This is a genomic window from Nocardioides sp. L-11A (assembly GCA_029961745.1).
GTDB lineage: Bacteria > Actinomycetota > Actinomycetes > Propionibacteriales > Nocardioidaceae > Nocardioides.
On sequence record CP124680.1, the window covers coordinates 2004415 to 2027484 of the forward strand.

Consider the following 23070-nt stretch of genomic DNA (forward strand, 5'->3'; position numbering starts at 1 on the left):
TGCGATGACGATGCGACGTCACATTCTGAGGATTTCCCAGCCTCGCAGCACCGCCTTGCAGGCTCGAAGGTGATTGTGAGGACGAGCCCGCCGCCGCTGCCAGCCGTCAAGTTCCGATGTCATCGACCTCCTCGCGGGCTGGCGTTTGTGGCAATCGCAAGATCCTCTTGACTCACCTATTCGCGCCCTAGGCGAATTCAGTCTGACTTGGAAGCGGTAAGAAGTCGCCGGCACTCCTCGACCAGCCGCGCCCGGAGCGGAGCGCCCCGCTCGGCGAACCCGCGCTGCGCCTCGACGTACGCGGCCTTGCCGTCGGCGGTCTCGATCGGCACAGGCTCGAAGCCGAGGTCCCGCAGGTCGTACGGCGCTGCCCGCATGTCCATGACCCGGATGTCCCAGGCGAGCTCGAAGCAGTCGGCGACCAGATCGGAATCGACCATCGGCGCGAGCCGGAAGGCGTGCTTGTAGAGGTCCATCCCGGCGTGCAGGCAGCCGGGCTGCTCGAAGGCGGGCCGGTCGTCGCGTCCGGGGGAGAGCGTGTTGAGGGGGCGTGCGGGCGGGGTGAAGAAGCGGTAGGCGTCGAAGTGGGAGCAGGCGATCCGGTGGCCCTCGACGACCTCGTCGGTGCCGGCCGGTCCCAGGCGCAGCGGCCAGTCGGCATGGCGGGTCTCGTCATCGGCGAGGCGGTAGACCATGGCCCACTCGTGCAGGCCGAAGCAGCCGAAGTGCGGCGCGCGGGCCGCGGTCGCGGTGAGCAGACGGTGGAGGGCCGCGACGAGGGGCTGCTGGGAGCGCACGTACTCGGGAGTGACGCCGAGTCGGGTGGGTGAGAGTGAGCCGGGGCTCACTCCTGCCCCTACGACTCCGTAGCCCTTGAGGTCCGCATACTCCTCCGCGTCGTCCAGGCCGACGCTGAACCCGGGGTGCCAGCGGCGCAGCTGGGCGGGCCGGTAGGAGTAGTAGGTGAACAGGAAGTCGAAGACCGGGTGCTTGACGTGCGCCTCGCGTCGGGCGAGATGCGGCGCGACGTACCGGTCGATGCGGGTGGCATGGTCGGCGACCCGCCGACGCCATTCCTCCCCGTCCAGAACCAGCACTGTCACGACGGGCAAGCGTAGGTCGATAGGCTCGCTGCGTGCGCATCGTCAGATTCACGACAGGCGAGGAGCCGTCGTACGGCGTCCTGACCGGCGACCTCGACGAGTACGGCCAGCCCGCCGACGACGCGGTGATCGTCGGTCTCGCGGGTGACCCCCTCTACGTCGGGATCAAGCTCCTGGAGCGCGAGTACCGGCTCGAGGACGTGCGCCTGCTCGCGCCGGTCCTGCCGCGCAGCAAGGTGGTCGGGATCGGCCGCAACTACGCGGCCCACGCGGCCGAGCTCGGCAACGAGGTGCCGGCCGAGCCGATGATCTTCCTCAAGCCCAACACCAGCGTCGTGGGCCCTGGCGACGCGATCCTCTACCCGCGCCAGACCCAGGATCTCCACTACGAGGGCGAGCTCGCCGTCGTCATCGGCCGCATCTGCCGCGATGTCCCCGCGGAGCAGGCCACCGACGTGATCCACGGGTACACGCTCGCCAACGACGTGACCGCCCGGGACCTGCAGCGCGCCGACGGCCAGTTCACGCGGGCCAAGGGGTTCGACTCGTTCTGCCCGCTCGGGCCGTGGATCGAGACCGACCTCGACCCGAACGACTTCACCGAGGGCCGGCGGATCCAGACCTTCCTCAACGGCGACGTCGTCCAGGACGGGACGACGGCCGACATGGTGTTCGACGTGCCCGCGCTGATCGCGCACGTCTCCAGCGTGATGACGCTGCTGCCCGGCGACGTCATCCTCACCGGTACCCCCGAGGGTGTCGGCCCCATGCAGGTCGGCGACGAGGTGGAAGTCTCGATCGACGGTCTCGGAACCCTCACGAACAAGGTGGAAGCACGCCCATGAGCAGCACCAACGCGCCGGTACGAGTCCGGATGGCGCCGTCCCCGACGGGCAGCCCCCACGTCGGGATGATCCGCACCGCCCTCTTCAACTGGGCGTTCGCCCGCCACCACGGCGGCACCTTCGTGTTCCGCATCGAGGACACCGACAAGGAGCGCAGCACCACCGAGTCGCTCGACTCGATCCTCGACCTGATGCGCTGGCTCGGCCTCGACTGGGACGAGGGCCCGGAGGTCGGCGGCCCGCACGCGCCGTACTTCCAGAGCGAGCGCGGCGACCTGTACGCCGACGCGCTGGCCCGGCTGAAGGCCAGCAGCTTCACCTACGACTGCTACTGCACGAACGACGAGGCCGCCGCGCGCCGCAAGGCCGCCGGCTCCAAGGTCCAGGGGTACGACGGCTTCTGCCGCGAGCTCACCGCCGAGCAGGTCGCGGCCTTCGTCGCCGACGGTCGCCGGCCCGTCGTCCGGTTCCGGATGCCCGACGGCTCGATCACCTGGCACGACCTGGTCCGCGGCGAGGTCAGCTTCGAGACCGAGTTCGTCCCCGACTTCGCGCTCTGTCGCGCCAACGGCGACCCGCTCTACACGCTGGTCAACCCGGTCGACGACGCGCTGATGGAGATCACCCACGTCCTGCGCGGCGAGGACCTCCTGTCGAGCACGCCGCGCCAGATCGCTCTCTACGAGGCGCTGAAGGCGATCGGCATCGCGAAGGCGACGCCGCAGTTCGGCCATCTGCCCTATGTCATGGGCGAGGGCAACAAGAAGCTGTCCAAGCGTGACCCCGAGGCCCACGCGCTGGCCTACCGCGACCAGGGCTACCTGCCCGAGGGGCTGCTCAACTACCTCGCCCTGCTGGGCTGGGCGATCGCCGCCGACCGCGACGTCTTCAGCCTCGCCGAGATGGTCGAGGCCTTCGACGTCAGCGACGTCGTGCCCAACCCGGCCCGCTTCGACCTGAAGAAGTGCGACGCGATCAACGCTGCCCACATGAGGCTGCTGTCGGTCGAGGAGGTCACCCACCGGGTGCTGCCCTTCCTCAAGCGCGACGGTGTCGTCTCCGACCCGGTCTCCGACCCCGACGCCCAACTGCTCGAGCTCGCGATGCCCCTGGTGGCGGAGCGGATCAACAAGCTCTCCGAGGCGAGCGCGCTGCTCGGCTTCCTGTTCGTGGACGAGGACGCGTTCGAGGTCGACCCGGACGACGCCGCGAAGCAGATCGGCGAGGCCGGCATCCCGGTGCTGCAGGCGTCGTACGACGCCCTGGCCGGCCTGCGCACCTGGTCGACCGACGCGATCCAGACCGCCCTGCAGACGGCACTCGTCGACGGGCTGGGCCTCAAGCCCCGCAACGCCTTCGGTCCGGTCCGGGTCGCCGTGACCGGCAAGCGGATCTCCCCGCCGCTGTTCGAGTCGTTGGAGCTCCTCGGCCGCGAGCGCAGCCTCGGGCGGCTGCAGCGTGCCCTCGGCTGAGCCGGCCGGTGCCGGCCCGGCCGCACCGGCCGGGCTCCGGTACGACGAGCTCCATCGGCGGGGGCCGGGCGGTGCCTGGCGCCCACTCGTCGGCGTACCGCTGGTCGCGGTCCTCTTCTTCGCCGGGCAGTTCCTGCTCACGGCGTTCTTCGGCATCTTTCTCCTGCTGACCTCGCGGGACACCTACGAGATCGCCGCCCGGCTCAGTGGCGACCCGGTCACACCGGCCTTCCTGGCCTACGTCAACCTCGGCTGGGCGCTCGCCATCCCCGGCGTGCTGGTCGTCGCGCTCCTGCTGCACCGCCAGCGCCCGGGCATGGTCGCCTCCGTCGTGGGGCGACTGCGCTGGCGGTGGTTCGCCGTCTGTCTCGGCATCGCCGTCGTCGCGCTCGCGCTCACCGTCGCCGTCTCCGGTGTGCTGCCCGACCAGGGAGCCGGCACCCTCGACACCACCGGCGGCGCCAACCCCTGGACCTCCACCATGCGCGACTTCGTGCTGGTCGTGCTGCTCCTCACGCCGCTGCAGGCGGCGGGCGAGGAGTACGTGTTCCGTGGGTACCTCGCGCAGGCGTTCGGCGGCCTCACCGCGCGTCTCGGGGCGCGGGCGAGCGCGGCCGTCGCGGTCGGCGTGCCCGCTGTGCTGTTCGCGCTGGCCCACGGCCTCGGCCAGGACGTGCCGATCTTCTTCGACCGGCTCGCGTTCGGCGTGGTCGCCGGCCTGCTGGTGATCCTCACCGGCGGCCTCGAAGCAGCCATCGCGATGCACGTCCTCAACAATTTCCTGGCCTTCGGCCTGGCCCTCGCGTTCAGCGACATGACCGAGGCCCTCAACCCCACCGGCGGCAGCTGGTGGTCGATCCCGGTCACCCTCGTGCAGTCGGTGAGCTACCTCGTGCTCGCCGTCGCCGCCGCCCGCCGGCTGGGCGTCGCGAACCGCACCGGAGAGCCGGATGGCGGGGCCATTTTGGAGCCGCGCGGCGGGCTTGTGTAGTGTTTCCAGTCGGCCCGGTCCTCCGGGAAAGGGCCGATGCAGCAGTGGTCTATGGTGTAATTGGCAGCACGACTGGTTCTGGTCCAGTTAGTCTAGGTTCGAGTCCTAGTAGACCAGCGAGTTCTCGCGAGAAGGCAGGAGCAGACGCCGATTTGGCGCTGGGAGGGCACCTCGATAGAGTTCCGCAGGTTGCTCGAGAGAGCGACATGCCCCCGTTGTGTAGCGGCCTAGCACGCCTGCCTCTCACGTAGGTAGCGCCGGTTCGAATCCGGTCGGGGGTACACCTTCGGGCCCGGTCCACCAGGACCGGGCCCGAGCGCGTTTTGCGAGGATGACGCGATGAGCCACGACATCACCCTCGCCGCGAGGGCCGACGGTCAGGACTGGGACGACGTCATCGACGCCCTCGAACGGGCCGCGCTCGCCGACGTCGCACTCTCGCCCGAGCGCCGGGCCGTGTTGGTGGGGGTGCTGGATCGGATCGAGTCTCGCGTCGCGGGCCTGCTCGGGGGCTGGGAGCGTTTCGCGCCGAGCGGCGACGGCATCGTCGCCGGCACGCTCAGCGCGGCGGAGGGCGGGGTCCGGCTGAGCCTGCACGACGACAGCGCGTTCGTGTCCTTCCCCGACGCGGAGCAGGAGGACCCCGACGCCTTCCACACCGCGGTCGCCGCAGTGGTGCGCATCGTCGGTGAGGAGACCGGGTACGACGCGTACGACCCCCGGACCGGCGAAGACTTCGACACCACCTTCGCCGATGCCGGCCGACTGGATCTCACCGGGTCGCTCCGTCCCACCGAGGAGTCGGAGTCCGCGCCGCGCGTGGACGTCGCACGTGCCGTCGTGTTCGGGATCGGCGCGGCGATGGTCGGCGTGCTGGTCCTGCTGCTGCTCCGCTGATCAGCCTGCGTCGGTGTCCCGGTGCGCCGCCGCGCTCTTCCTCGCCGCACGTGTCCTCGGCGGCGTCGGCTCGGTGCCAACGATCGCGAACACCGGGGCGGTGACCTTCTCCAGGGCGGCCACAGCCTCGGCGTGCCGCTCGGCGAGCGTGGCGACGACACCGGCCAGCTCGGCCTGCGCCTCGGCGAGGGTGTGGACGGTGTCGGCCAGCTCGCGCTGGCGGACGATGAAGTCCTGCAGCGGCTGGGCGGTGGAGCCGGCGAGGCTGGTGACCGCACCCGCCATCCCCGCGACGGCGCCGGCGAGCTCGCCGACCTGCTGGGCGAGCTCGTCGGGCCGGGTGACGCCGGTGACCGCGGTGTCGCGGACGCCCCGCAGGACGTCGGTCGTGACCTTGAGCGCCACCTGCTGGGACTTGATCAGCAGGTCCAGGGGAGTGAGGGGAGCGTCCGCCATGAGGTCAGCGTGACAGAACCCGGCCCCGGAGGGACAGGTCCGTCCCGGGCCGGGTTCCACCGGCGAGGTTCCGTCGAGGTTCCGTCGAGCCCTCGCTCAGCGCTTGATCCTGACCGAGGCGGAGCGCACGGTGACGGTGACGTGGCCCGGGGCCCCGACCGTGACCTGGACCGAGAGCCGCTTGCGCCGGTCGGCCGGCCGGACCTTGTAGGCCCGCTTCTTGCCGGCCTTGCCCTTGACGGGCTTGCCGTTGCGCAGCCACCGGTAGGTCACCGTGGCCGGGGTGGGCGACCAGACCCCGGACGTCGCCTTGAGCTTCTTGCCGACGACCTTCTTGCCCTTGAGCCCGGGCTTGGCCTGCAGCGTGAACGACCGCGGCCCCGGATCGAGCGCGGCGATCGACCAGTGCGGCTCGGAGCCGCCGGGGGCGATGGCTCGGAAGGTCGGGGCGGCGCAGGCCGGACCGATGTCGGCCATCACGACCAGGCCGTCCGAGTCGCCGAGCACGAGGGAGTTGTCCGGTCCCCAGCTGGGGGAGTTGATCCGTGCGTCGTCGTTGGTCGCGCACAGGTAGGAGGGGTCGGCCAGCGCGCCGATCGTGGCGCTGCTCGGATTGCCGGTCACGGCCGCGATCTGCAGGTGCGTGGTGGCGCCGTAGCTGCGCACGATGGCGAGACGGGTGCCGTCGCGCGAGATCTCGCCGTCGCTCAGGTCCTGATAGCCAGAGCCGGCGACGTCCTCGTCGTCGTACCAGTGCTGCGGGGCGCCGCCGAGGTCCTGCAGCATCACGTTCGACCCGTAGCCTCCGTGAGTCATCAGCCGACCGTTGCCGACCCAGGACGGGTCGGAGTAGTAGTTCAGTCCGATCTGGCTGGGGCTGAGGGCGCCGGCGTCGGTGACGCCGGTGACGGAGCGCGCGCCGCAGCTGGCGCCGATCGGACAGCTGTAGGAGACCATGCTGTAGGCGATGCGTCGGCCGTCGGGCGAGATGGCGACATCGACCGGGGGGCCGTCGGTGGGATGGCTCACCGAGTTCATCAGCGGCGGCGGGTCCATGCGATTCAGGATCTGGCCGTTCTGTCGCATCTGCACGATCGTCAGGCCATGTCCGGCCGCGATGATCCCGGCGTCCGACATCGACGGCGACAGGTACGGCGTCGCGAACGTTCCGTCTGTGGTCACCTGATACAGGCCGGTCCCATCGGGCCGGACCAGCCAGACGTTGTAGTCCTTGACGAAGACGATCGTCCCGGCGGCGGCCGCGCGTGCGGCGCCGTTGGCGGCGGAGACACCGGCACCGGGTGCCAGGGTGATCAGCGCCGCCACCATCGCCAGCACCACCGTCGAGGACGCGCGCCGCGCCCACATCGTCCACTTCATCCTGCGACCACTCCTCGTCTCGATCCTCCGGAAGTCCCCACTCTTGCCCGAGTCGCCGACTCGCCGCGTCGTCCGTAGGTCGACGACCACGTCCGACCTCCGGACGACACGCATCCGAGGTCCGGGGCGGACCGTGATGTCCGATTTCCGCGAGAGAGTGTCGGTGGCGACGGGCAGGATGGACGGCATGGAGAGCACGGCGACCACCTCGGACCGACTCGACTTCACGCACTGCTACTCGGCCGTGCAGTCGCGCGACCGTCGCTTCGACGGCGTCTTCTACACCGCGGTCCGCTCGACCGGCATCTACTGCCGTCCGTCGTGTCCGGCGCGGACACCCGCATCCCGCAACGTCTCCTTCCATCGCACCGCCGCGGCCGCCCAGGCCGCCGGTTACCGCGCCTGCAAGCGCTGCCTGCCCGACGCGACGCCCGGCAGCCCGGAGTGGGATGTCGCCGCCACCGTCGCCGGTCGCGCGATGCGGCTGATCGCCGACGGCGTCGTCGACCGCGAGGGCGTGGAGGGGCTGGCGGCGCGGCTCGGCTACACCTCGCGCCACCTGGCGCGGCTGCTGACCAGCGAGCTCGGCGCCGGTCCGCTCGCGCTCGCCCGCACCCAGCGCGCGCAGACCGCCCGGGCGCTCGTCGAGAGCACGACGCTCAGCCTCGCCGACGTGGCGTTCGCGGCCGGGTTCTCCAGCGTGCGCCAGTTCAACGACACCATGCTCGAGGTCTACGACGCCGCCCCGAGCCGGCTGCGCGGACGCCGGTCGCCCGCGGGCGACCAGGTCCCGGGGGCGATCGACCTGCGGATCGCCGTACGCACGCCGTTCCGGGGCAGCGCCCTGCTCCGCTTCCTGGCCGACCGGGCGGTGCCCGGCGTCGAGGTCGCGCACGTCGGCGCCGACGGCGGCGGCTGGTACGCCCGCACTCTCGACCTCCCGCACGGACCGGGCGTCGCGCGGGTCGAGCTCGTCGACGTCGCGGATGCGGGGTCGTCGTACCTGCCCCTGCGGCTGGCGCTCGACGACCTGCGCGACACCACGGCGGCCCTGGCCCGCATGCGCGCGCTGCTCGACGCCGATGCCGACCCGATGGCGGTCGACGCCCATCTCGCCGCGGATCCCGCGCTCGCCCCGCTCGTCGCGACGCGGCCGGGTCTGCGGGTGCCGGGGCATGTCGACGGCGCGGAGGTCGCCGTCCGCGCGGTCCTCGGCCAGCAGGTCACCGTCGTCGCCGCGCGCACCGCCGCCGCCCGGCTCGTCGCCGCCCACGGCCGGCCGGTGGCGACCGGGATCGACGGGCTCACCCATCTCTTCCCGGACGCCGCGACCGTCGCGGGGCTGGCGCCCGAGGAGTTCCGGATGCCCCGTGCCCGGGGGCGCGCCCTCGTCGGCCTCTGCGCCGCGATCGCCGCCGGCGAGGTGGTGCTCGACCGCGGCCCCGACCGCGCGGACGTACGACGCGGGCTGCTCGCGCTGCCCGGCATCGGCCCCTGGACGGCCGACTACATCGCACTGCGCGCGCTCGGTCACCCCGACGTGTGGCTGCCGACCGACGTCGGTGTGCGCAACGCCCTCACCCGTCTCGGTGAGGAGGCGAGCGACGTGGCGCGGTGGGCGCCCTGGCGCTCCTACGCCCTGCTCCACCTGTGGACGTCACTGTCCGAATCGCTGGAAGGATGAGCTGACCATGTGGACCGTCATCGAATCGCCCATCGGGCCGCTGCGGATCGTCGAGCAGGGTGGCGCGATCACCGCCATCGAGTTCTCGCCGTTCCGTGACGGCACCGGTCGCCCGCTCGGCGATCGCGTCGACGACGCGGCGGTCCTCGTCGCCGCTGCGGATCAGCTCGCGGAGTACTTCGCCGGCGACCGGACCGAGTTCGACCTGCCGCTCGCGCCGGTCGGGAGCCAGTGGCAGCGCTCGGTCTGGGCCCAGCTGCTGGCGATCGAGTACGGCGAGACCGCGTCGTACGGCCAGATCGCGCTCCGGCTCGGCAAGACCAACGCCGCCTCACGCGCGGTGGGGCTCGCCAACGGCGCCAACCCGATCCCGATCGTCATCCCGTGCCACCGGGTGATCGGCGCCAACGGCACGCTCACCGGCTACGCCGGCGGACTGGACCGCAAGCAGCTGCTGCTCGACCTCGAGCGCCAGGATGCTCTCTTCTGATCGACCCGTCGCATCTGTACAAGAAGAAGGCACCGACCCGTCGCGTTCGAACGCGACGGGTCGATGGTTGCTCACTCAGCTGCGGCGCGGCGCAGCGACTCCGAGAGCCGCTCGGCGGCGGCGAGGACGGCAGGTGCGTGCATCCGGCCGGGCTGGCGGGAGAGCCGCTCGAGCGGACCGGACACCGACACCGCGGCGATCACCTTGCCGCCGGGGGAGCGGACCGGCGCCGACACCGACGCGACGCCCTGCTCGCGCTCACCGACCGACTGCGCCCAGCCACGGCGGCGGATCGCGGAGAGCTCGGCCGCTGAGAAGGCGGAGTTCTGCAGACCGCGGTGGATCCGCTCGGGGTCGTCCCAGGCGAGCAGCACCTGCGCGGCCGAGCCGGCGCGCATGGTCAGCTGGGAGCCGATCGGGATCGTGTCGCGCAGGCCCGAGGGGCGTTCGGCGGCGGCGACGCACACCCGGTGGTCGCCCTGGCGCCGCCACAGCTGCGCGGACTCGCCGGTGATGTCGCGCAGCCGCGCGAGCACCGGGCCGGCGGTCGCGAGCAGGCGGTCCTCGCCGGCGGCGGCCGAGAGCTCGGCCAGGCGCGGGCCGAGCACGAAGCGGCCCTGCATGTCGCGGGCCACCAGGCGGTGGTGCTCCAAGGCGACCGCGAGGCGGTGCGCCGTCGGCCGGGCCAGGCCGGTGCCGGCCACGAGACCGGCCAAGGTGGCCGGGCCGGACTCCAGTGCGGTGAGCACCAGGGCTGCCTTGTCGAGTACGCCGACGCCGCTCGAGTTGTCCATATGGCAATACTGCCGTCTCGGATCCTGGGATGCAAGAGTAGGCTCCATCACGGTCGGCGGCAGAGGTGCCGTCGAGGACCCGAACGAGGAGGAGCGAGTCATGGGCAAGACCCTGGCGGAGAAGGTGTGGGACGAGCACGTCGTCCGTTCGACCCCGGGGGAGCCGGACCTCCTCTACATCGACCTCCACCTCATCCACGAGGTCACCAGCCCCCAGGCCTTCGACGGCCTGCGCCTCGCCGGCCGGCAGGTGCGCCGCCCCGACCTGACGCTGGCGACCGAGGACCACAACGTACCGACCCTCGACTGGGACAAGCCGATCGCCGACCCGGTCAGCAAGACCCAGGTCGACACGCTGCGCAAGAACGCCGAGGAGTTCGGCGTCCGGCTGCACCCGCTCGGCGACGTCGAGCAGGGCATCGTCCACGTCGTCGGCCCCCAGTTGGGCCTGACCCAGCCGGGCATGACCATCGTCTGCGGCGACTCGCACACCAGCACCCACGGCGCCTTCGGCTCGATCGCCTTCGGCATCGGTACGTCGGAGGTCGAGCACGTGCTCGCCACGCAGACCCTGCCCCAGGCCAAGCCGAAGACCATGGCCGTCACCGTCAACGGGTCGCTCCCCGCGGGTGTGACGTCCAAGGACCTGATCCTCTATGTCATCGCGCAGACCGGCACCGGTGGCGGCCAGGGCTATATCGTCGAGTACCGCGGCCAGGCCATCGAGGAACTCTCGATGGAGGGCCGGATGACGGTCTGCAATATGTCCATCGAGTGGGGCGCCAAGGCCGGTCTCATCGCGCCGGACCAGACCACCTTCGACTACATCGAGGGCAAGCCGGAGGCGCCCAAGGGCGCCGACTGGGACGCGGCCGTCGAGCACTGGAAGACCCTGGTCACCGACGCGGACGCCCAGTTCGACAAGGAGATCGTGATCGACGCGGCCGACGTCACGCCGTTCGTCACGTGGGGCACCAACCCCGGCCAGGGCGTCCCGCTGGGCGCCAATGTCCCGAGTCCCGAGGACTTCGAGGAGGCCGCCGACAAGATCGCGACCGAGAAGGCGCTGGAGTACATGGGCCTGCAGGCCGGTACGCCGATGCGCGAGGTCAAGGTCGACACGGTCTTCGTCGGCTCCTGCACCAACGGCCGCATCGAGGACCTGCGGCTCGCGGCCGAGATCATCAAGGGACACCACGTCGCCGAGGGCACCCGGCTGCTGGTCGTGCCCGGCTCGGTGCGGGTGCGCAACCAGGCCATCGAGGAGGGCCTCGACAAGGTCTTCGTCGAGGCGGGCGCCGAGTGGCGCGGTGCGGGCTGCTCCATGTGCCTGGGCATGAATCCGGACACCCTGGCTCCGCAGGAGCGCAGCGCGTCGACATCCAACCGCAACTTCGAGGGTCGCCAGGGCAAGGGCGGCCGCACCCACCTGGTGTCCGTGCCCGTCGCCGCAGCGACAGCCGTGCGCGGCACCCTGTCCTCGCCCGCCGACCTCGTGCCGGCCACGGTCTGACGTCTCGATACGCCCTCGCCTTGCGGCGCGGGCTACTCGACGAGCAAGAAGGAGAACGTCATGGAGAAGTTCACCACCCACACCGGCGTCGGCGTCCCGCTGCGGCGCAGCAACGTCGACACCGACCAGATCATCCCGGCGGTCTACCTCAAGCGCGTGACCCGTACGGGCTTCGAGGACGGCCTCTTCGCCGCCTGGCGCAACGATCCGGAGTTCGTCCTCAACAACGCCGCCTACAGCGCGGGATCCGTCCTCGTGGCGGGTCCCGACTTCGGCACCGGCTCGTCGCGCGAGCACGCCGTGTGGGCGCTGCAGAACTACGGATTCAAGGTGGTCCTGTCGCCCCGCTTCGCCGACATCTTCCGCGGCAACTCCGGCAAGGCCGGCCTGGTGGCCGGGCAGATCGACGAGAAGGTCGTCGAGCGGCTGTGGGTCTACCTCGAGGAGAACCCCGGCGGCCAGATCACGGTCGACCTCGAGAACAGGACCGTCACCACGCCGGGCGGTGAGGTCGAGGACTCCTTCGACATCGACGACTACACCCGCTGGCGGCTGCTCGAGGGACTCGACGACATCGGCATCACGCTCGGCCACGAGGCCGACATCGCGTCGTACGAGAGTGGCCGTCCGAGCTGGAAGCCGGTCACCCAGCACGCCTGAAAACCGCTCTACGACGGGCCGATTCGCGACATCCGCGGGTCGGCTCGTCGTCATTGCGGCATTCGCCCGCGATCGCCTGAGGGGGCCGAGGGGTGCGCTCGAGGCCCCGAATGGGCCGAAATACCGCCGAAATCACGAAAAAAGACGCAACAACTTCGGCGTGGTGATTGTGACTGTGCCTGGTAGTGCCTAGCGTTCCCATGAAAGGACGGCTGGGCGAGGGCTCGGCCGCATCAGCCCAAGGGACGCCCAGCGCGGCGTTTCGGAAGGACAGGTAGTGAACAAGTCTCAGTTGATCGACGCGCTGGCTGACCGGTTCGAGGGCAGCCGCAAGGACGCGGCTCATGCACTCGACGCGGTTCTCGACACGATCACCCGCCAGGTCGCGAAGGGCGAGAAGGTCGCCATCACCGGTTTCGGCTCGTTCGAGAAGGCCGTCCGCAACGCCCGTTGGGTCCGCAACCCGCAGACCGGCGAGCGTGTGAAGACCAAGAAGAAGGCCGTTCCGAAGTTCAGCGCCGGCGCTGACCTGAAGAACGTCGTCTCCGGTGCGAAGAAGCTCGCTCCGCTGCCGAAGCCGGCCAAGAAGGCCGCGGCACCGGCCAAGAAGGCCGCGACCACCGCCGCCAAGAAGGCCGCCGCGCCGGCAAAGAAGGCCGCCGCTGCTGCCAAGAAGGCTGCTCCCGCCAAGAAGGCGCCTGCCAAGAAGGCTCCGGCGAAGAAGGCGCCCGCCAAGAAGGCTGCTCCGGCGAAGAAGGCTCCGGCGAAGAAGGCGCCTGCCAAGAAGGCTCCGGCCAAGAAGGCCCCCGCCAAGAAGGCTCCGGCCAAGAAGGCTCCGGCCAAGAAGACCGCGAAGAAGGCCTGACGCCTGCTTCTCGGTCACCTCGAACGGGCCGTACTCCGCAAGGAGTACGGCCCGTTCGTCATTGCGGGATCCGCCCGATCGCGTGCAGCACGTCGGTCGAGGAATCGCCCGTCCCGAGGGCGATGGCGGCGGCCAGGCCGGCGACGTCGTCGACGTCGCGCCGCAGGGTGAGCAGGTCCGCGGCCAGCGGCCGGGCCCCCGCCCCGGCATGGGCGGCGGCCGAGCCCGGTCCGAAGCGCGGGTCGAAGTCGGCGTACTGCGCGCAGTAGAGCGTCGTCCCGGTCCCGTCGGCATCGCCGACGAAGCACGGTCCCGGGTCCGAGGCCGCGTCGGTGAGCGCCGCAGCCAGGTCGGACGGGACGAGGGCCGGCAGGTCGCCGCAGAGGGCCGCGGGCCGCAGGTCCGGCCGCCGGGCCCGCAGGTACGCCGCCGCGTGCCGCAGTGCGGCATTCAGGCCGCCTCCCGGGTCCGGGCAGGTCGCGGCCCCCCGGGCGGCCAGCCGCGCCGCGAAGTCGGTGTCGTCGCTGACCACCAGCACCCCCGCCACGCCATCGGTCCGCAGGCAGGCGTCGACCACGTCGACGGCGAAGGCGGCGGCCAGCAGGGCCCGGTGTGGGTCGCTCAGGGTCGCGAGCCGGGACTTGCCGGTGCCGGGGGACTTCACCGGCAGCAGCACCGCGAAGGGACCCGGGCGCGTGAACACCCCCGAATCCTCGCAGGGCCCGCGCGGACGTCGTCGTCGTGCCCCGGGGCGACCGGTAGCCTGCATTCTCGTGACCGTTCGGAAGCTGCAGGAGAAGCGGGGCTGGGCCTTCAACATCGCCGTCCCCATCCTCAAGCCGGCGCTCCTGGCGGCGACCCGACGCGAGTGGATCGGCGGCGAGAACATCCCCGCCGACGGCGGCTTCATCATCGCGCTCAACCACATCTCCCACGTCGACCCCCTCACGGCGGCGCACCTCGTCTACGACCACGGCTACCTCCCGCGCTACCTCGCCAAGTCCGGGCTCTTCGACAACCCGGCGCTGGGCTACTTCCTGCGGGGGGCCGGCCAGATCCCGGTCAAGCGGGAGACGAAGGACGCCGTCGGGGCGTACGCCGCGGCGGTCGAGGCCGTCCGCTCCGGTCAGTGCGTCGTCATCTACCCCGAGGCCACGATCACCCGCGACCCCGACATGTGGCCGATGAAGGGCAAGTCCGGCGCGGCGCGGATCGCGCTCGAGACCGGCTGTCCGGTGATCCCGGTCGGCCAGTGGGGTGCGCACGAGATCCTCGCGCCGTACACCAAGCGTCCGCACGTCGTCCCGCGCCGCAAGGTCGTGATGCGCGTCGGGCCGCCGGTCCGGCTCGAGGACCTGCGGGCGCAGGAGCGGACGATCGCCGTCGTCAACGAGGCGACCGACCGGATCATGGCCGCGATCACCCACGAACTCGAGCTGGTGCGGGGAGCGACCGCGCCCGCCGAGCGCTACGACATGGCCGTGCACGGCGACCGGTTCAAGAAGAACAAGAAGGCGGCGAGCTGATGGGCAACAAGATCGCGGTGCTCGGAGCCGGCTCGTGGGGGACGGCGTTCTCGATCGTCCTGGCCGACGCCGGCAACGACGTGTGCATCTGGGCGCGTCGCGAGGAGGTCGCGGCGGCCGTCAACGAGCGGCACGAGAACGTCGAGTACCTCGCAGGCATCGAGCTCCCGCGCACGATCACCGCCACCCACGACCCCGAGCGGGCCCTCGCGGGCGCCGACGTCGTCGTCCTCGCGGTGCCCTCGCAGTCCCTGCGCGAGAACCTCCCCGCTTTCCTGCCGTACGTCGACAAGGACGCCGTGCTGGTCTCGCTGATGAAGGGCGTCGAGCTCGGCACCCTCAAGCGGATGTCGGAGGTGATCGCCGAGGTCGGCGACATCGGCGCCGACCGGATCGCCGTCGTCAGCGGCCCCAACCTCGCCCGTGAGATCGCCCGCCGTGAGCCGGCCGCCTCGGTCGTCGCGTGCGCCGACGAGTCCGTCGCCACCATGCTCCAGCAGCGGGTCCACTCGCCGGCGTTCCGGCCCTACACCAGTGTCGACGTCCTCGGCTGCGAGTACGGCGGCGCCTACAAGAACGTGGTCGCCCTCTGCGTCGGCATGGCTGTCGGCCAGGGCTTCGGCGACAACACCACCGCCTCGCTGATCACCCGCGGCCTCGCCGAGACCGCCCGGCTCGCCATGAACCTCGGCGCCAACCCGCTGACCCTGATGGGCCTCGCCGGTCTCGGTGACCTCGTCGCGACCTGCTCGTCGCCGTTGTCGCGCAACCGCACCTTCGGCGAGAAGCTGGGGCAGGGGATGACCGTCGAACAGATCTACGCCTCGACCCGCCAGGTCGCCGAGGGAGCGAAGTCCTGCTCCTCGCTGCGGGCGCTCGCCGCCCGGACCGCCATCGAGGCGCCCATCGTCGATGCCGTCGACGAGGTGGTCCAGGGCCGGCTCACCACCTCCCAGCTGATGGACGCGTTCATCTCGCGCGACACCAAGGCCGAGCTGTCGTAGCGCTGCTGCAGGAATCGCCGGTCGACCGGCGATTCCCACGCTTGTCGGGCGTTGCAACGCCCGACAAGCGCAGGAAACACCCGCCCAGTGGTAGCCCTGAGGCTGACGGGAAGCCCGGCTAGAGGTACGCCGCCAGCGTCTCCGCCGCGGCCCGCAGCTCCGCCGCCCGCTCCGGCGCCCGCTGGTCCAGCTGCGCCGCGGCCGCGAGCAACTCGTCCCTCTCGCCTGCGACGAGGGCGCGGACGTCGTCGTCGCTGAGCTCGCGCCGGGGCGCCTCCGCGGCGCCCAGACCGGCGGCGGCACCGGCGATCGGGCCCGCGGCGGCCGGACCGGTCTCGGCCACCGGAACCGCTTCGGCGTTGGCGATCACGCCCGCCATGGTGCGCAGCACCTTGACGGTGTCCAGGTCGCGCTCGCGCAGCGCCGAGCGCAGGTCGACCTGCAGCCGAGCGGCGAGGCCGGGCGCGGCGCTCATGCGTTGATCCGGTCGAGGGCCTGTGTGAGATCGGCCCACAGGTCCTCGACGTCCTCGATGCCGACCGACAGCCGGACCAGGCCCTCGGGGATGGTCGCCGGCTCGACCTTCCAGCGACGCCGCCGCTCGAAGGTCGACTCGACGCCGCCGAGGGAGGTCGCGTGCACCCACAGCGACGTCGCGCGCACCAGGAAGTCCCCGGCGTCGGCGCCCCCCGCCAGGACCGGCGCCACGATCGCGCCGAACCCGGGATAGCGGACCTCCGCGACGGCCGGGTGGTCGGCGAGGCGGCGGGCGAGCTCGGCCGCGTTGGCGGCGGCCCGCTCCAGGCGCACGTGGAGGGTGCGCAGGCCACGCAGTGCCAGCCACGTCTCGAACGGACCCGGTACGGCGCCGGCGAGGTCGCGGCGGCCCTTGAGGGCGGCGTACACCTCGTCGTCGTCCACGACGATCGCGCCCATCAGTACGTCGCTGTGGCCGGCGATGTACTTGGTCGCGGAGTGCACGACGATGTCGGCGCCCAGCGACAGCGGCTGCTGGAGCAGGGGAGTGGCGAAGGTGTTGTCGACCACGACCCGGATGCCGAGCTCGTGTGCCGCCGCGCACAGGGCGGGGATGTCCGCGATCTCCAGCGCCGGGTTCGTCGGGGACTCGAGCCACAGCAGCGCGCAGTCCTCGTCCTGCTGCAGCGCCGCGATGACGGCCGCGGTGTCGCTCGTATCGACCAGGGTCGCCCGGAGCCGGCCCCGCGACTCGGCGTCGGCGAGCGCACCGACCGACCCGTTGTAGGCGTGGCGGGGCGCGATCACGCTGCCGCCGGTGCCGACCAGGTCGAGGATCGTGGTCACGGCCGCCATGCCGGAGGCGAACGCCAGCGCCCGGCCGCCCTCCAGCGCGCCGAGTGTCTCCTCGAAGGCCGACCACGTGGGGTTGCCGAAGCGGGCGTACTCCAGGTCCCCGGTGGCGCCGTACGTCGAGGTCATGGTGATCGGGACGTTCAGCGGCTGGTCGGGCTCGTGCGGCGGTCGGCCCGCCGTCACCGCGAGGGTGGCGGGACGCAGCGCCGGGAGGGTCGTGGACGGGTCGTGCGCAGGAGCGGCCATGTCCCAAAGGTAGGGTCATCGCCGATGAGCTCTCCCACCGGCCGCCGTGTCCGTGTCGCTGTCGTCTTCGGCGGCCGCTCCAGTGAGCACGCCATCTCGTGCGTGACCGCCGGAAGCGTGCTCCAGGCCATCGACCGCGAGAAGTACGACGTCATCCCCATCGGCATCGCGACCGACGGCAGGTGGGTGCTGGAGGCCGACGATCCCCAGCGACACCGGATCACCGGCGCTGGGCAGCTGCCGTCCGTCGACGGCGACCGGGCCGCGGTCGCCCTGGCCCGGACCACGGCCGGCACGGACCTCGTCGTCAACGAGCCGGCGCAGACGCCGCGGGCGCTCGGGGAGGTCGACGTCGTCTTCCCGCTGCTGCACGGTCCCTGGGGCGAGGATGGCACCATCCAGGGCCTGTTCGAGATGTCCGACGTGCGCTACGTCGGCTCCGGCGTCCTCGCCTCCGCGGTCAGCATGGACAAGGCGTTCATGAAGATCGTGCTCCAGGACGCCGGCCTGCCGGTGATGCCGAGCGAGACGGTCACCGCCCGCCAGTGGTCCGCCGACCCGCAGGCCGTGCGCGAGCGTGTCGCCGCCCTCGGCTACCCGCTCTTCGTGAAGCCCGCCCGCGGCGGCTCCAGCATCGGCATCGCCAAGGCGCACGCGCCGGATGAGCTCGACGCTGCCATCGAGGGGGCGCTCGCCCACGACCCGAAGGTGCTCGTCGAGGTCTCCGCAGAGGACGCCCGCGAGGTCGAGTGCGGCGTCCTCGAGGCGCTCGACGGCGGCGTCGACACCAGCCTGCCCGCGGAGATCCGGATCACCGGCGAGCACGAGTTCTACGACTTCGAGGCCAAGTACCTCCCCGAGGAGCACACCGAGCTCGACGTGCCCGCCGTGCTGCCCGACGGCGTGCAGGAGCGGATGCGGGCGATGGCCGCGCAGGCGTTCACCGCCGTCGGCTGCGAGGGGCTGGCGCGCGTCGACTTCTTCCTGATGCCCGACGGCTCGCTGGTCGTCAACGAGCTCAACACGATGCCGGGCTTCACGCCGCTGTCGATGTTCCCGCAGATGTGGGCCGCGACGGGCGTGCCGTACGGCGAGCTCGTCGACCGGCTGCTCACGCTGGCCCTACGGCGCGACACCGGCCTGCGCTAGGCACGGCCACCCGGCGAGACCGTGGCGGCGATCCGTCCGACGGTCTCCGGCAGCAGCGCCATGTCCTCGATGACCGCCGTGGCGTCGGCGAGCAGGTCACCGGGGGTCTGCGCGGCGTACCTGATCACCGGCATCCCGGCCGCGATCGCGGCGCCCACGCCCGCGGGACTGTCCTCGACGACGACGCAGCGGCGCGGAGCGACGCCGAGGATCGACGCCGCGTGGAGGAACAGGTCCGGTGCCGGCTTGCCGTGGACGACATCCTCGGCGCTGAAGATCCGGCCCCGGAAGTCGTCGAGCAGGCCGGTCAGCCCGAGCACGCTCTCGATCCGACGGTGCGAGCCGGAGGATGCGACACAGGTGCGATAGCCGTCGCGGGCCAGACGGGCGAGGGCGTCGGCGATGCCGGGGACCGCCGCCAGCTCGGCCGCGAACAACGCCTCGTTCGCGGCGACCCGGCGCTCCCGGAAGTCGGCGGGGAGCGGTTGCCCGATCCGGCGCTCGATATGGGCCCGGATGTCCGGCCATGGGCGGCCGAGGTGCTGCGCGCGGATCTCCGCGACGGTGATCGGCCAGCCGAGCTCGGCCAGCATCGTCATCTCCACGCGCTGCACCAGGGGCTCGCTGTCGACGAGCACCCCGTCGCAGTCGAACACCACCAGCGTCGAGCGGGCCTCGGCACACACGATGATGTCGTCCGGCCTCAGTCGCAGTCGTCGACGAGGGTCAGGTGCTCCTTGATCAGCGGTGCCAGCACCGTCATCGCCGCGGGCCCGGCATTGGGCCGGTAGCGCGAGGGGATCGTCACCTCGACCCGCGGGCTGTAGCCGGCCGCGGTCAGGGTGAGATCGAGCCCCTGATCGTCGTACTGCTCGTCGGGGATGTAGTAGCCGACGCCGTCGGCGGACTCGCAGGACGCGGTCAGGTCGAAGCCCGCCGGCCGGGCGACGCCGCAGCGCACCACGATCGCCGGGTCGCCGTACGCCGCTGCGGGGGCGTCGTCCGGCTCGATGGCGACCCGCTCCTCGTCGGCCAGCGTCGCGGGCAGGTCGGCCGCGAAGGCGTCACAGGCTGCCCGGTCCGCCGCGGACTGTCGGGGGACGTCGATCTCGACGGGTCCGCCGCAGGCGGCGAGGGTCAGGGGCAGCGCGAGCAGTGCCGCGCACGGGACGAGCCGTCCGCGGGAGGACCGGGGCACCGTTCAGATGTGCACGACGGGGCAGGTGAGGGTGCGGGTGATGCCCTCGAGGTTCTGCACCTTGGAGACCACGAGCTTGCCCAGCTCGTCGACGTTGCGGGCCTCGGCGCGCACGATGACGTCGTAGGGACCGGTGACGTCCTCGGCGAGGGTGACCCCGGCGATCGCGCCGACCTCGCGGGCGACCTCGGCCGCCTTGCCGACGTCGGTCTGGATGAGGATGTAGGCCTGCACCACCATGGGGTCACGCTCCCGTCGGTCGGTTTGGTCGGGGCCTCAACCTACCTCGCGGCCCCACCTGAGCAGAACCCGCGAGCCGCGGGACCCGGTCCCCTGTGCGTCTGGTGGGATGGACTCATGGCAGACGCGATCGACCGGGACACGACGCTGGCGGATCTCGGCGAGTTCGGGCTGATCGGTCGGATCGCCGAGGTGGTCGCCGCCACGGCGCCGGGGGAGGACGTGCTGCTCGGCCCGGGCGACGACGCGGCGGTACTCCGGGTCCGCAAGGGGCACGTGGTCGTCTCGACCGACCTGATGGTCGAGGGCCGGCACTTCCGTCGCGACTGGGTCGAGGCCGTCGATGTCGGCCACCGGGCCGCGGCGCAGAACCTCTCCGACATCAACGCCATGGGCGGGCGGGCGCAATGGCTGACCGTCGGGCTCGCCGCCCCTGCGGACCTCCCGGCCCAGTGGGCGCTCGACTTCACCCGCGGGTTCGCCGAGGAGTGCGCGGTCGTCGGCGCCGGCCTGGTGGGCGGCGACGTCACCCGGGCCGACGAGATCGTCGTGTCGGTGACCGTGATCGGCGCGTGCACCGTGTCCCCGGTGCTGCGCTCGGGCGCCATGCCCGGCGACGTCCTCGCTCTCTGCGGCCGCCAGGGATGGTCGGCCGGCGGCCTCGCCGTGCTGGGCCGGGGCTTCCGCTCGCCCCGGGTGCTCGTCGACGCCTACCGCCGCCCCGCCCCGCCGTACGCCGCCGGGCCGGTCGCCGCCGAGGCCGGGGCCACCGCGATGATCGACGTGTCCGACGGCCTGCTGGCCGAGGCCCGGCACCTCGCGGAGGGATCAGGGGTCAGCATCGACGTCGAGACCACCGCCTTCGAGATCCCCGAGCCGCTGCTCGCCGTCGGCCAGGCGACCGGAGCGGACCCGCTGCAGTTCATCCTGGGCGGCGGGGAGGACCATCCCCTGCTGGCGACCTTCCCGCCCGACGTCGCGCTGCCCGAGGGGTGGACCCGGATCGGAACGGTGTCGGCTCGCGGGGACCTGCCCGTCACGGTCGACGGCGGCGCCTACGACGGCCCCACCGGCTGGACGCATTTCTGAGTTGGTGGGCCGAGCGTGTCGGATATCGACCACGCTGCCGGCCACGCAAAACGCACCGACCCGTCGCGTTCAAACGCGACGGGTCGGTGGGAGGAGCTCAGGTCAGCGGGTGACCTTGCCGGCCTTGATGCAGCCGGTGCAGACGTTGAGGCGCTTGGGCGTGCCGTTGACCACGGCGCGCACCCGCTGGATGTTCGGGTCGAAGCGGCGCTTGGTGATCTTGCGCGACCACGGCCGGTTGTTGCCGAAGGTCGGCTTCTTGTCGCAGATGTCGCACACGGCGGCCATGGTTGTCACTCCTGGAGGATTGCTCGTAACTAAGTCGTGCGTGCCGGGCGCGCAGAGGGCGCTTCGGGCAACCGGACGAGAATAGCCGACGCGGCCGCGCTGACCGAAATCGGCGGACCCCGCGGCACGTGCCCTAGGGTGACGTCGATGGACGAGGGGACGGCGCCCGCGGAGGGCCGCAGCGGCATCGCGCTGGCGTCGGTCGTCCGGTTCGTCGACATCGCCGTCGACGCCCTGGCGGGCGCGCGCGAGGAGGTCGACGCCCTCAACGTCTACCCGGTGCCCGACGGGGACACCGGTACGAACATGTACCTCACCGTCGTGGCCGCGCGCGACGCCATCCGCGCGGCGCTCGGCGAGCATGCCGACAGCCCGGACCGGGTGAGCGAGGTCGACGTCCCGCTGGCGGCGATGGCCCGGGGGGCGCTGCTCGGCGCCCGGGGCAACTCCGGCGTCATCCTCAGCGAGATGCTGGGCGCCGCCGCCCGGCGGATCGGCGCCTCCCGCGCCGACGAGCGCAACGCGGTGGTCATCGCCGAGGCGCTGCAGCAGGCGTCCGCCGCGAGCTACGCGGCCGTGGGCGAGCCCGTCGAGGGCACCATGCTGACCGTGATGCGCGCCGCCGCCGCGGCCGGTACGACGGCCGCGGCTGCCGACGGCGCGCGCAGCAGCGACGTCCTCACCGCGGCGGCCGCTGCCGCCCGGGAGGCGCTCGGACGCACCCCCGAGCAGCTCGACGTCCTCGCCCAGGCCGGGGTGGTCGATGCCGGCGGGCGCGGCCTGTCGGTCGTCCTCGACGCCGCGGAGACGGTCCTGACGGGCCGCCGGCCGATCCCGGTCACCGCGCCGCTGGGTAGCCACGTCATTCCGGTGCCGTACGTCGAGCCGGGGACCGACGAGCTGAGCGCGGACGGCCCGGCCTACGAGGTGATGTACCTCCTGGACACCGACGACGCGGTGGCTCCGGGGCTCCGCGAGCGGCTCGGCACGCTCGGCGACTCGGTCGTGGTGGTGGGCCGTGACGGCCTGTGGAACGTGCACGTGCACACCGACGACGTCGGTGCCGCGATCGAGGCAGGTCTGTCGGTCGGCCGTCCGCACCGGATCCGGGTCACCCATTTCGCCGAGCAGATCGCCCAGAAGGCGGCCGCGGAGGTGCCCGCGCCGCCCACCCTCGCCGGACGTCGGGTCGTCGCCGTCGCGGCCGGCCCGGGCCTGGCCGCGCTGTTCGAGGAGGCCGGGGCTGAGGTGGTCCGCGGCGGACCCGGGCGTCGGCCCTCGACCGGTGAGCTGCTGGAGGCGATCACCGCGTGCGGCGCCCGCGAGGTCGTCGTCCTGCCCAACGACGAGCCGACCATCCGGGCCGCCCTGGCGGCGGCCGGCACGGCCGAGGCCGACCACGGCGCAGCGGGCCTGCGGGTCGCCGTGATCCCCACCCACACGCAGGTGCAGGGCCTGGCCGCCGTCGCGGTCCACGAGCCGGGCCGCGCGTTCGACCAGGACGTGACGGAGATGACCGCGACCGCCCGCCACGTGCGGCACGGCGCGGTGACCATCGCCGCCCGGCAGGCGATGACCATGGCCGGTCCGTGTGAGCCCGGCGACGCGCTCGGCGTCATCGCGGGCGACTTCGCCGTCGTCGGCGAGGACCTCGGCGCCGTCGCCCTCGTGGTCCTCGACCGTCTGCTCGCCGCCGGCGGCGAGCTGGTCACGATCGTGAGCGGCGCGGACAGTGCGGGGCTGGCCGACCGCGCGACCGCCTGGGTGGAGGAGTTCCACCCCCATGTCGACGTCGTGGTGTACGACGGTGGGCAGGAGCGGTACCCGCTCCTCATGTCCGTCGAGTGA

At 72.1% G+C, this 23070-nt stretch carries 25 protein-coding genes and 2 tRNA genes; 16 read left to right on the plus strand and 11 right to left on the minus strand.

Annotation, left to right across the window (positions count from 1 at the left end):
• Positions 1 to 197 precede the first annotated feature (197 nt).
• A complete protein-coding gene (locus tag QJ852_09370) occupies positions 198 to 1103 on the minus strand; it encodes a 3-methyladenine DNA glycosylase (protein WGX98643.1) in 906 nt (301 codons plus the stop codon).
• Positions 1104 to 1135: 32 nt separating this feature from the next.
• Between QJ852_09370 and QJ852_09375 the strand changes: the two genes are divergently transcribed.
• From QJ852_09375 to QJ852_09400, 6 genes are all read left to right on the plus strand, one after another.
• Complete coding sequence (locus tag QJ852_09375; GenBank protein ID WGX98644.1) at positions 1136 to 1948, plus strand: fumarylacetoacetate hydrolase family protein; 813 nt, start codon at positions 1136 to 1138, stop codon at positions 1946 to 1948.
• On the plus strand, positions 1945 to 3420 hold the full coding sequence (gene gltX / locus QJ852_09380; protein WGX98645.1) for a glutamate--tRNA ligase: 1476 nt from the start codon (positions 1945 to 1947) through the stop codon (positions 3418 to 3420). Before QJ852_09375 ends, gltX begins: the two co-directional genes overlap by 4 nt.
• Entirely contained in the window at positions 3407 to 4411 is a 1005-nt protein-coding gene (locus QJ852_09385; protein ID WGX98646.1) for a CPBP family intramembrane metalloprotease, read from the plus strand. Before gltX ends, QJ852_09385 begins: the two co-directional genes overlap by 14 nt.
• A 45-nt stretch (positions 4412 to 4456) precedes the next feature.
• Positions 4457 to 4528 (plus strand) — tRNA-Gln (locus tag QJ852_09390).
• 91 nt (positions 4529 to 4619) lie between these two features.
• Positions 4620 to 4692: transfer RNA gene (locus tag QJ852_09395), tRNA-Glu, on the plus strand.
• Between the two features lie 58 nt (positions 4693 to 4750).
• Positions 4751 to 5308 (plus strand): hypothetical protein, encoded by a 558-nt coding sequence (locus tag QJ852_09400; protein ID WGX98647.1) that lies wholly within the window; start codon positions 4751 to 4753, stop codon positions 5306 to 5308.
• Here QJ852_09400 and QJ852_09405 read toward each other — a convergent pair whose 3' ends face one another.
• Entirely contained in the window at positions 5309 to 5764 is a 456-nt protein-coding gene (locus QJ852_09405) for a hypothetical protein (protein ID WGX98648.1), read from the minus strand. It lies immediately after the preceding gene.
• 96 nt (positions 5765 to 5860) lie between these two features.
• Entirely contained in the window at positions 5861 to 7144 is a 1284-nt protein-coding gene (locus QJ852_09410) for an LpqB family beta-propeller domain-containing protein (protein ID WGX98649.1), read from the minus strand.
• A 187-nt stretch (positions 7145 to 7331) separates the two neighbouring features.
• Here QJ852_09410 and QJ852_09415 point away from each other — a divergent pair, with 187 nt between their 5' ends.
• Both QJ852_09415 and QJ852_09420 read left to right on the plus strand, forming a co-directional pair.
• Positions 7332 to 8828 (plus strand): Ada metal-binding domain-containing protein, encoded by a 1497-nt coding sequence (locus QJ852_09415; GenBank protein ID WGX98650.1) that lies wholly within the window; start codon positions 7332 to 7334, stop codon positions 8826 to 8828.
• 7 nt (positions 8829 to 8835) lie between these two features.
• Complete coding sequence (locus QJ852_09420) at positions 8836 to 9318, plus strand: methylated-DNA--[protein]-cysteine S-methyltransferase (protein WGX98651.1); 483 nt, start codon at positions 8836 to 8838, stop codon at positions 9316 to 9318.
• A gap of 71 nt (positions 9319 to 9389) precedes the next feature.
• On the opposite strand, the gene QJ852_09425 is transcribed toward QJ852_09420, so the two are convergent.
• Positions 9390 to 10112, minus strand: coding sequence for an IclR family transcriptional regulator (locus tag QJ852_09425; GenBank protein ID WGX98652.1), 723 nt, complete (start codon positions 10110 to 10112; stop codon positions 9390 to 9392).
• 100 nt (positions 10113 to 10212) lie between these two features.
• On the opposite strand from QJ852_09425, the gene leuC reads away from it, so the two are divergent.
• The 3 genes from leuC to QJ852_09440 all read left to right on the plus strand — a co-directional run bounded on the left by leuC (position 10213) and on the right by QJ852_09440 (position 13150).
• Positions 10213 to 11625, plus strand: coding sequence for a 3-isopropylmalate dehydratase large subunit (gene leuC, locus QJ852_09430; protein WGX98653.1), 1413 nt, complete (start codon positions 10213 to 10215; stop codon positions 11623 to 11625).
• 60 nt (positions 11626 to 11685) lie between these two features.
• The gene (gene leuD / locus QJ852_09435; GenBank protein ID WGX98654.1) at positions 11686 to 12285 is read left to right on the plus strand and encodes a 3-isopropylmalate dehydratase small subunit; all 600 of its coding nucleotides are present in this window, start codon (positions 11686 to 11688) and stop codon (positions 12283 to 12285) included.
• Positions 12286 to 12562: 277 nt separating this feature from the next.
• Complete coding sequence (locus QJ852_09440) at positions 12563 to 13150, plus strand: HU family DNA-binding protein (protein ID WGX98655.1); 588 nt, start codon at positions 12563 to 12565, stop codon at positions 13148 to 13150.
• 58 nt (positions 13151 to 13208) lie between these two features.
• Here the strand turns inward: QJ852_09440 and cofC are convergent, their stop codons facing one another.
• Complete coding sequence (cofC, locus tag QJ852_09445) at positions 13209 to 13853, minus strand: 2-phospho-L-lactate guanylyltransferase (protein ID WGX98656.1); 645 nt, start codon at positions 13851 to 13853, stop codon at positions 13209 to 13211.
• Positions 13854 to 13923: 70 nt separating this feature from the next.
• Here cofC and QJ852_09450 point away from each other — a divergent pair, with 70 nt between their 5' ends.
• On the plus strand, positions 13924 to 14676 hold the full coding sequence (locus QJ852_09450) for a lysophospholipid acyltransferase family protein (protein WGX98657.1): 753 nt from the start codon (positions 13924 to 13926) through the stop codon (positions 14674 to 14676).
• The gene (locus tag QJ852_09455) at positions 14676 to 15680 is read left to right on the plus strand and encodes an NAD(P)H-dependent glycerol-3-phosphate dehydrogenase (GenBank protein WGX98658.1); all 1005 of its coding nucleotides are present in this window, start codon (positions 14676 to 14678) and stop codon (positions 15678 to 15680) included. Before QJ852_09450 ends, QJ852_09455 begins: the two co-directional genes overlap by 1 nt.
• Before the next feature lie 118 nt (positions 15681 to 15798).
• Here QJ852_09455 and QJ852_09460 read toward each other — a convergent pair whose 3' ends face one another.
• Positions 15799 to 16155, minus strand: a complete 357-nt coding sequence (locus QJ852_09460; GenBank protein WGX98659.1) for a hypothetical protein — start codon at positions 16153 to 16155, stop codon at positions 15799 to 15801.
• A complete protein-coding gene (locus QJ852_09465; GenBank protein WGX98660.1) occupies positions 16152 to 17258 on the minus strand; it encodes a PLP-dependent aspartate aminotransferase family protein in 1107 nt (368 codons plus the stop codon). The genes QJ852_09460 and QJ852_09465 overlap by 4 nt, the downstream gene beginning before the upstream one ends.
• A gap of 24 nt (positions 17259 to 17282) precedes the next feature.
• On the opposite strand from QJ852_09465, the gene QJ852_09470 reads away from it, so the two are divergent.
• A complete protein-coding gene (locus tag QJ852_09470) occupies positions 17283 to 18407 on the plus strand; it encodes a D-alanine--D-alanine ligase family protein (protein ID WGX98661.1) in 1125 nt (374 codons plus the stop codon).
• On the opposite strand, the gene QJ852_09475 is transcribed toward QJ852_09470, so the two are convergent.
• Genes QJ852_09475 through QJ852_09485 form a run of 3 tightly spaced genes read right to left on the minus strand, consistent with a single transcriptional unit; the run spans position 18404 to position 19845 of the window.
• Entirely contained in the window at positions 18404 to 19093 is a 690-nt protein-coding gene (locus QJ852_09475; protein ID WGX98662.1) for an HAD family phosphatase, read from the minus strand. The two genes, QJ852_09470 and QJ852_09475, sit on opposite strands and share 4 nt — an antisense overlap.
• Positions 19094 to 19110: 17 nt before the next feature.
• Entirely contained in the window at positions 19111 to 19605 is a 495-nt protein-coding gene (locus QJ852_09480; protein WGX98663.1) for a DUF3515 domain-containing protein, read from the minus strand.
• A gap of 3 nt (positions 19606 to 19608) precedes the next feature.
• On the minus strand, positions 19609 to 19845 hold the full coding sequence (locus QJ852_09485) for an Lrp/AsnC ligand binding domain-containing protein (GenBank protein WGX98664.1): 237 nt from the start codon (positions 19843 to 19845) through the stop codon (positions 19609 to 19611).
• A gap of 117 nt (positions 19846 to 19962) precedes the next feature.
• On the opposite strand from QJ852_09485, the gene QJ852_09490 reads away from it, so the two are divergent.
• On the plus strand, positions 19963 to 20934 hold the full coding sequence (locus QJ852_09490; protein ID WGX98665.1) for a thiamine-phosphate kinase: 972 nt from the start codon (positions 19963 to 19965) through the stop codon (positions 20932 to 20934).
• Positions 20935 to 21036: 102 nt separating this feature from the next.
• On the opposite strand, the gene rpmB is transcribed toward QJ852_09490, so the two are convergent.
• Positions 21037 to 21222: a 50S ribosomal protein L28 gene (gene rpmB / locus QJ852_09495; GenBank protein WGX98666.1), complete on the minus strand. Its 186-nt coding sequence runs from the start codon at positions 21220 to 21222 to the stop codon at positions 21037 to 21039.
• Positions 21223 to 21369: 147 nt separating this feature from the next.
• On the opposite strand from rpmB, the gene QJ852_09500 reads away from it, so the two are divergent.
• Complete coding sequence (locus QJ852_09500) at positions 21370 to 23070, plus strand: DAK2 domain-containing protein (protein WGX98667.1); 1701 nt, start codon at positions 21370 to 21372, stop codon at positions 23068 to 23070.

Bases quoted from the DNA above. Each gene is read 5' to 3' on its own strand.
- leuD (WGX98654.1), top strand. From the start codon at position 11,686: ATGGAGAAGTTCACCACCCACACCGGCGTCGGCGTCCCGCTGCGGCGC.
- QJ852_09500 (WGX98667.1), top strand. From the start codon at position 21,370: ATGGACGAGGGGACGGCGCCCGCGGAGGGCCGCAGCGGCATCGCGCTG.
- QJ852_09405 (WGX98648.1), bottom strand. From the start codon at position 5,764: ATGGCGGACGCTCCCCTCACTCCCCTGGACCTGCTGATCAAGTCCCAG.
- QJ852_09425 (WGX98652.1), bottom strand. From the start codon at position 10,112: ATGGACAACTCGAGCGGCGTCGGCGTACTCGACAAGGCAGCCCTGGTG.
- QJ852_09485 (WGX98664.1), bottom strand. From the start codon at position 19,845: ATGGTGGTGCAGGCCTACATCCTCATCCAGACCGACGTCGGCAAGGCG.
- QJ852_09470 (WGX98661.1), top strand. From the start codon at position 17,283: ATGAGCTCTCCCACCGGCCGCCGTGTCCGTGTCGCTGTCGTCTTCGGC.
- QJ852_09455 (WGX98658.1), top strand. From the start codon at position 14,676: ATGGGCAACAAGATCGCGGTGCTCGGAGCCGGCTCGTGGGGGACGGCG.
- gltX (WGX98645.1), top strand. From the start codon at position 1,945: ATGAGCAGCACCAACGCGCCGGTACGAGTCCGGATGGCGCCGTCCCCG.
- rpmB (WGX98666.1), bottom strand. From the start codon at position 21,222: ATGGCCGCCGTGTGCGACATCTGCGACAAGAAGCCGACCTTCGGCAAC.
- QJ852_09415 (WGX98650.1), top strand. From the start codon at position 7,332: ATGGAGAGCACGGCGACCACCTCGGACCGACTCGACTTCACGCACTGC.
- leuC (WGX98653.1), top strand. From the start codon at position 10,213: ATGGGCAAGACCCTGGCGGAGAAGGTGTGGGACGAGCACGTCGTCCGT.
- QJ852_09460 (WGX98659.1), bottom strand. From the start codon at position 16,155: ATGAGCGCCGCGCCCGGCCTCGCCGCTCGGCTGCAGGTCGACCTGCGC.
- QJ852_09410 (WGX98649.1), bottom strand. From the start codon at position 7,144: ATGAAGTGGACGATGTGGGCGCGGCGCGCGTCCTCGACGGTGGTGCTG.
- QJ852_09465 (WGX98660.1), bottom strand. From the start codon at position 17,258: ATGGCCGCTCCTGCGCACGACCCGTCCACGACCCTCCCGGCGCTGCGT.
- QJ852_09400 (WGX98647.1), top strand. From the start codon at position 4,751: ATGAGCCACGACATCACCCTCGCCGCGAGGGCCGACGGTCAGGACTGG.
- QJ852_09490 (WGX98665.1), top strand. From the start codon at position 19,963: ATGGCAGACGCGATCGACCGGGACACGACGCTGGCGGATCTCGGCGAG.
- QJ852_09420 (WGX98651.1), top strand. From the start codon at position 8,836: ATGTGGACCGTCATCGAATCGCCCATCGGGCCGCTGCGGATCGTCGAG.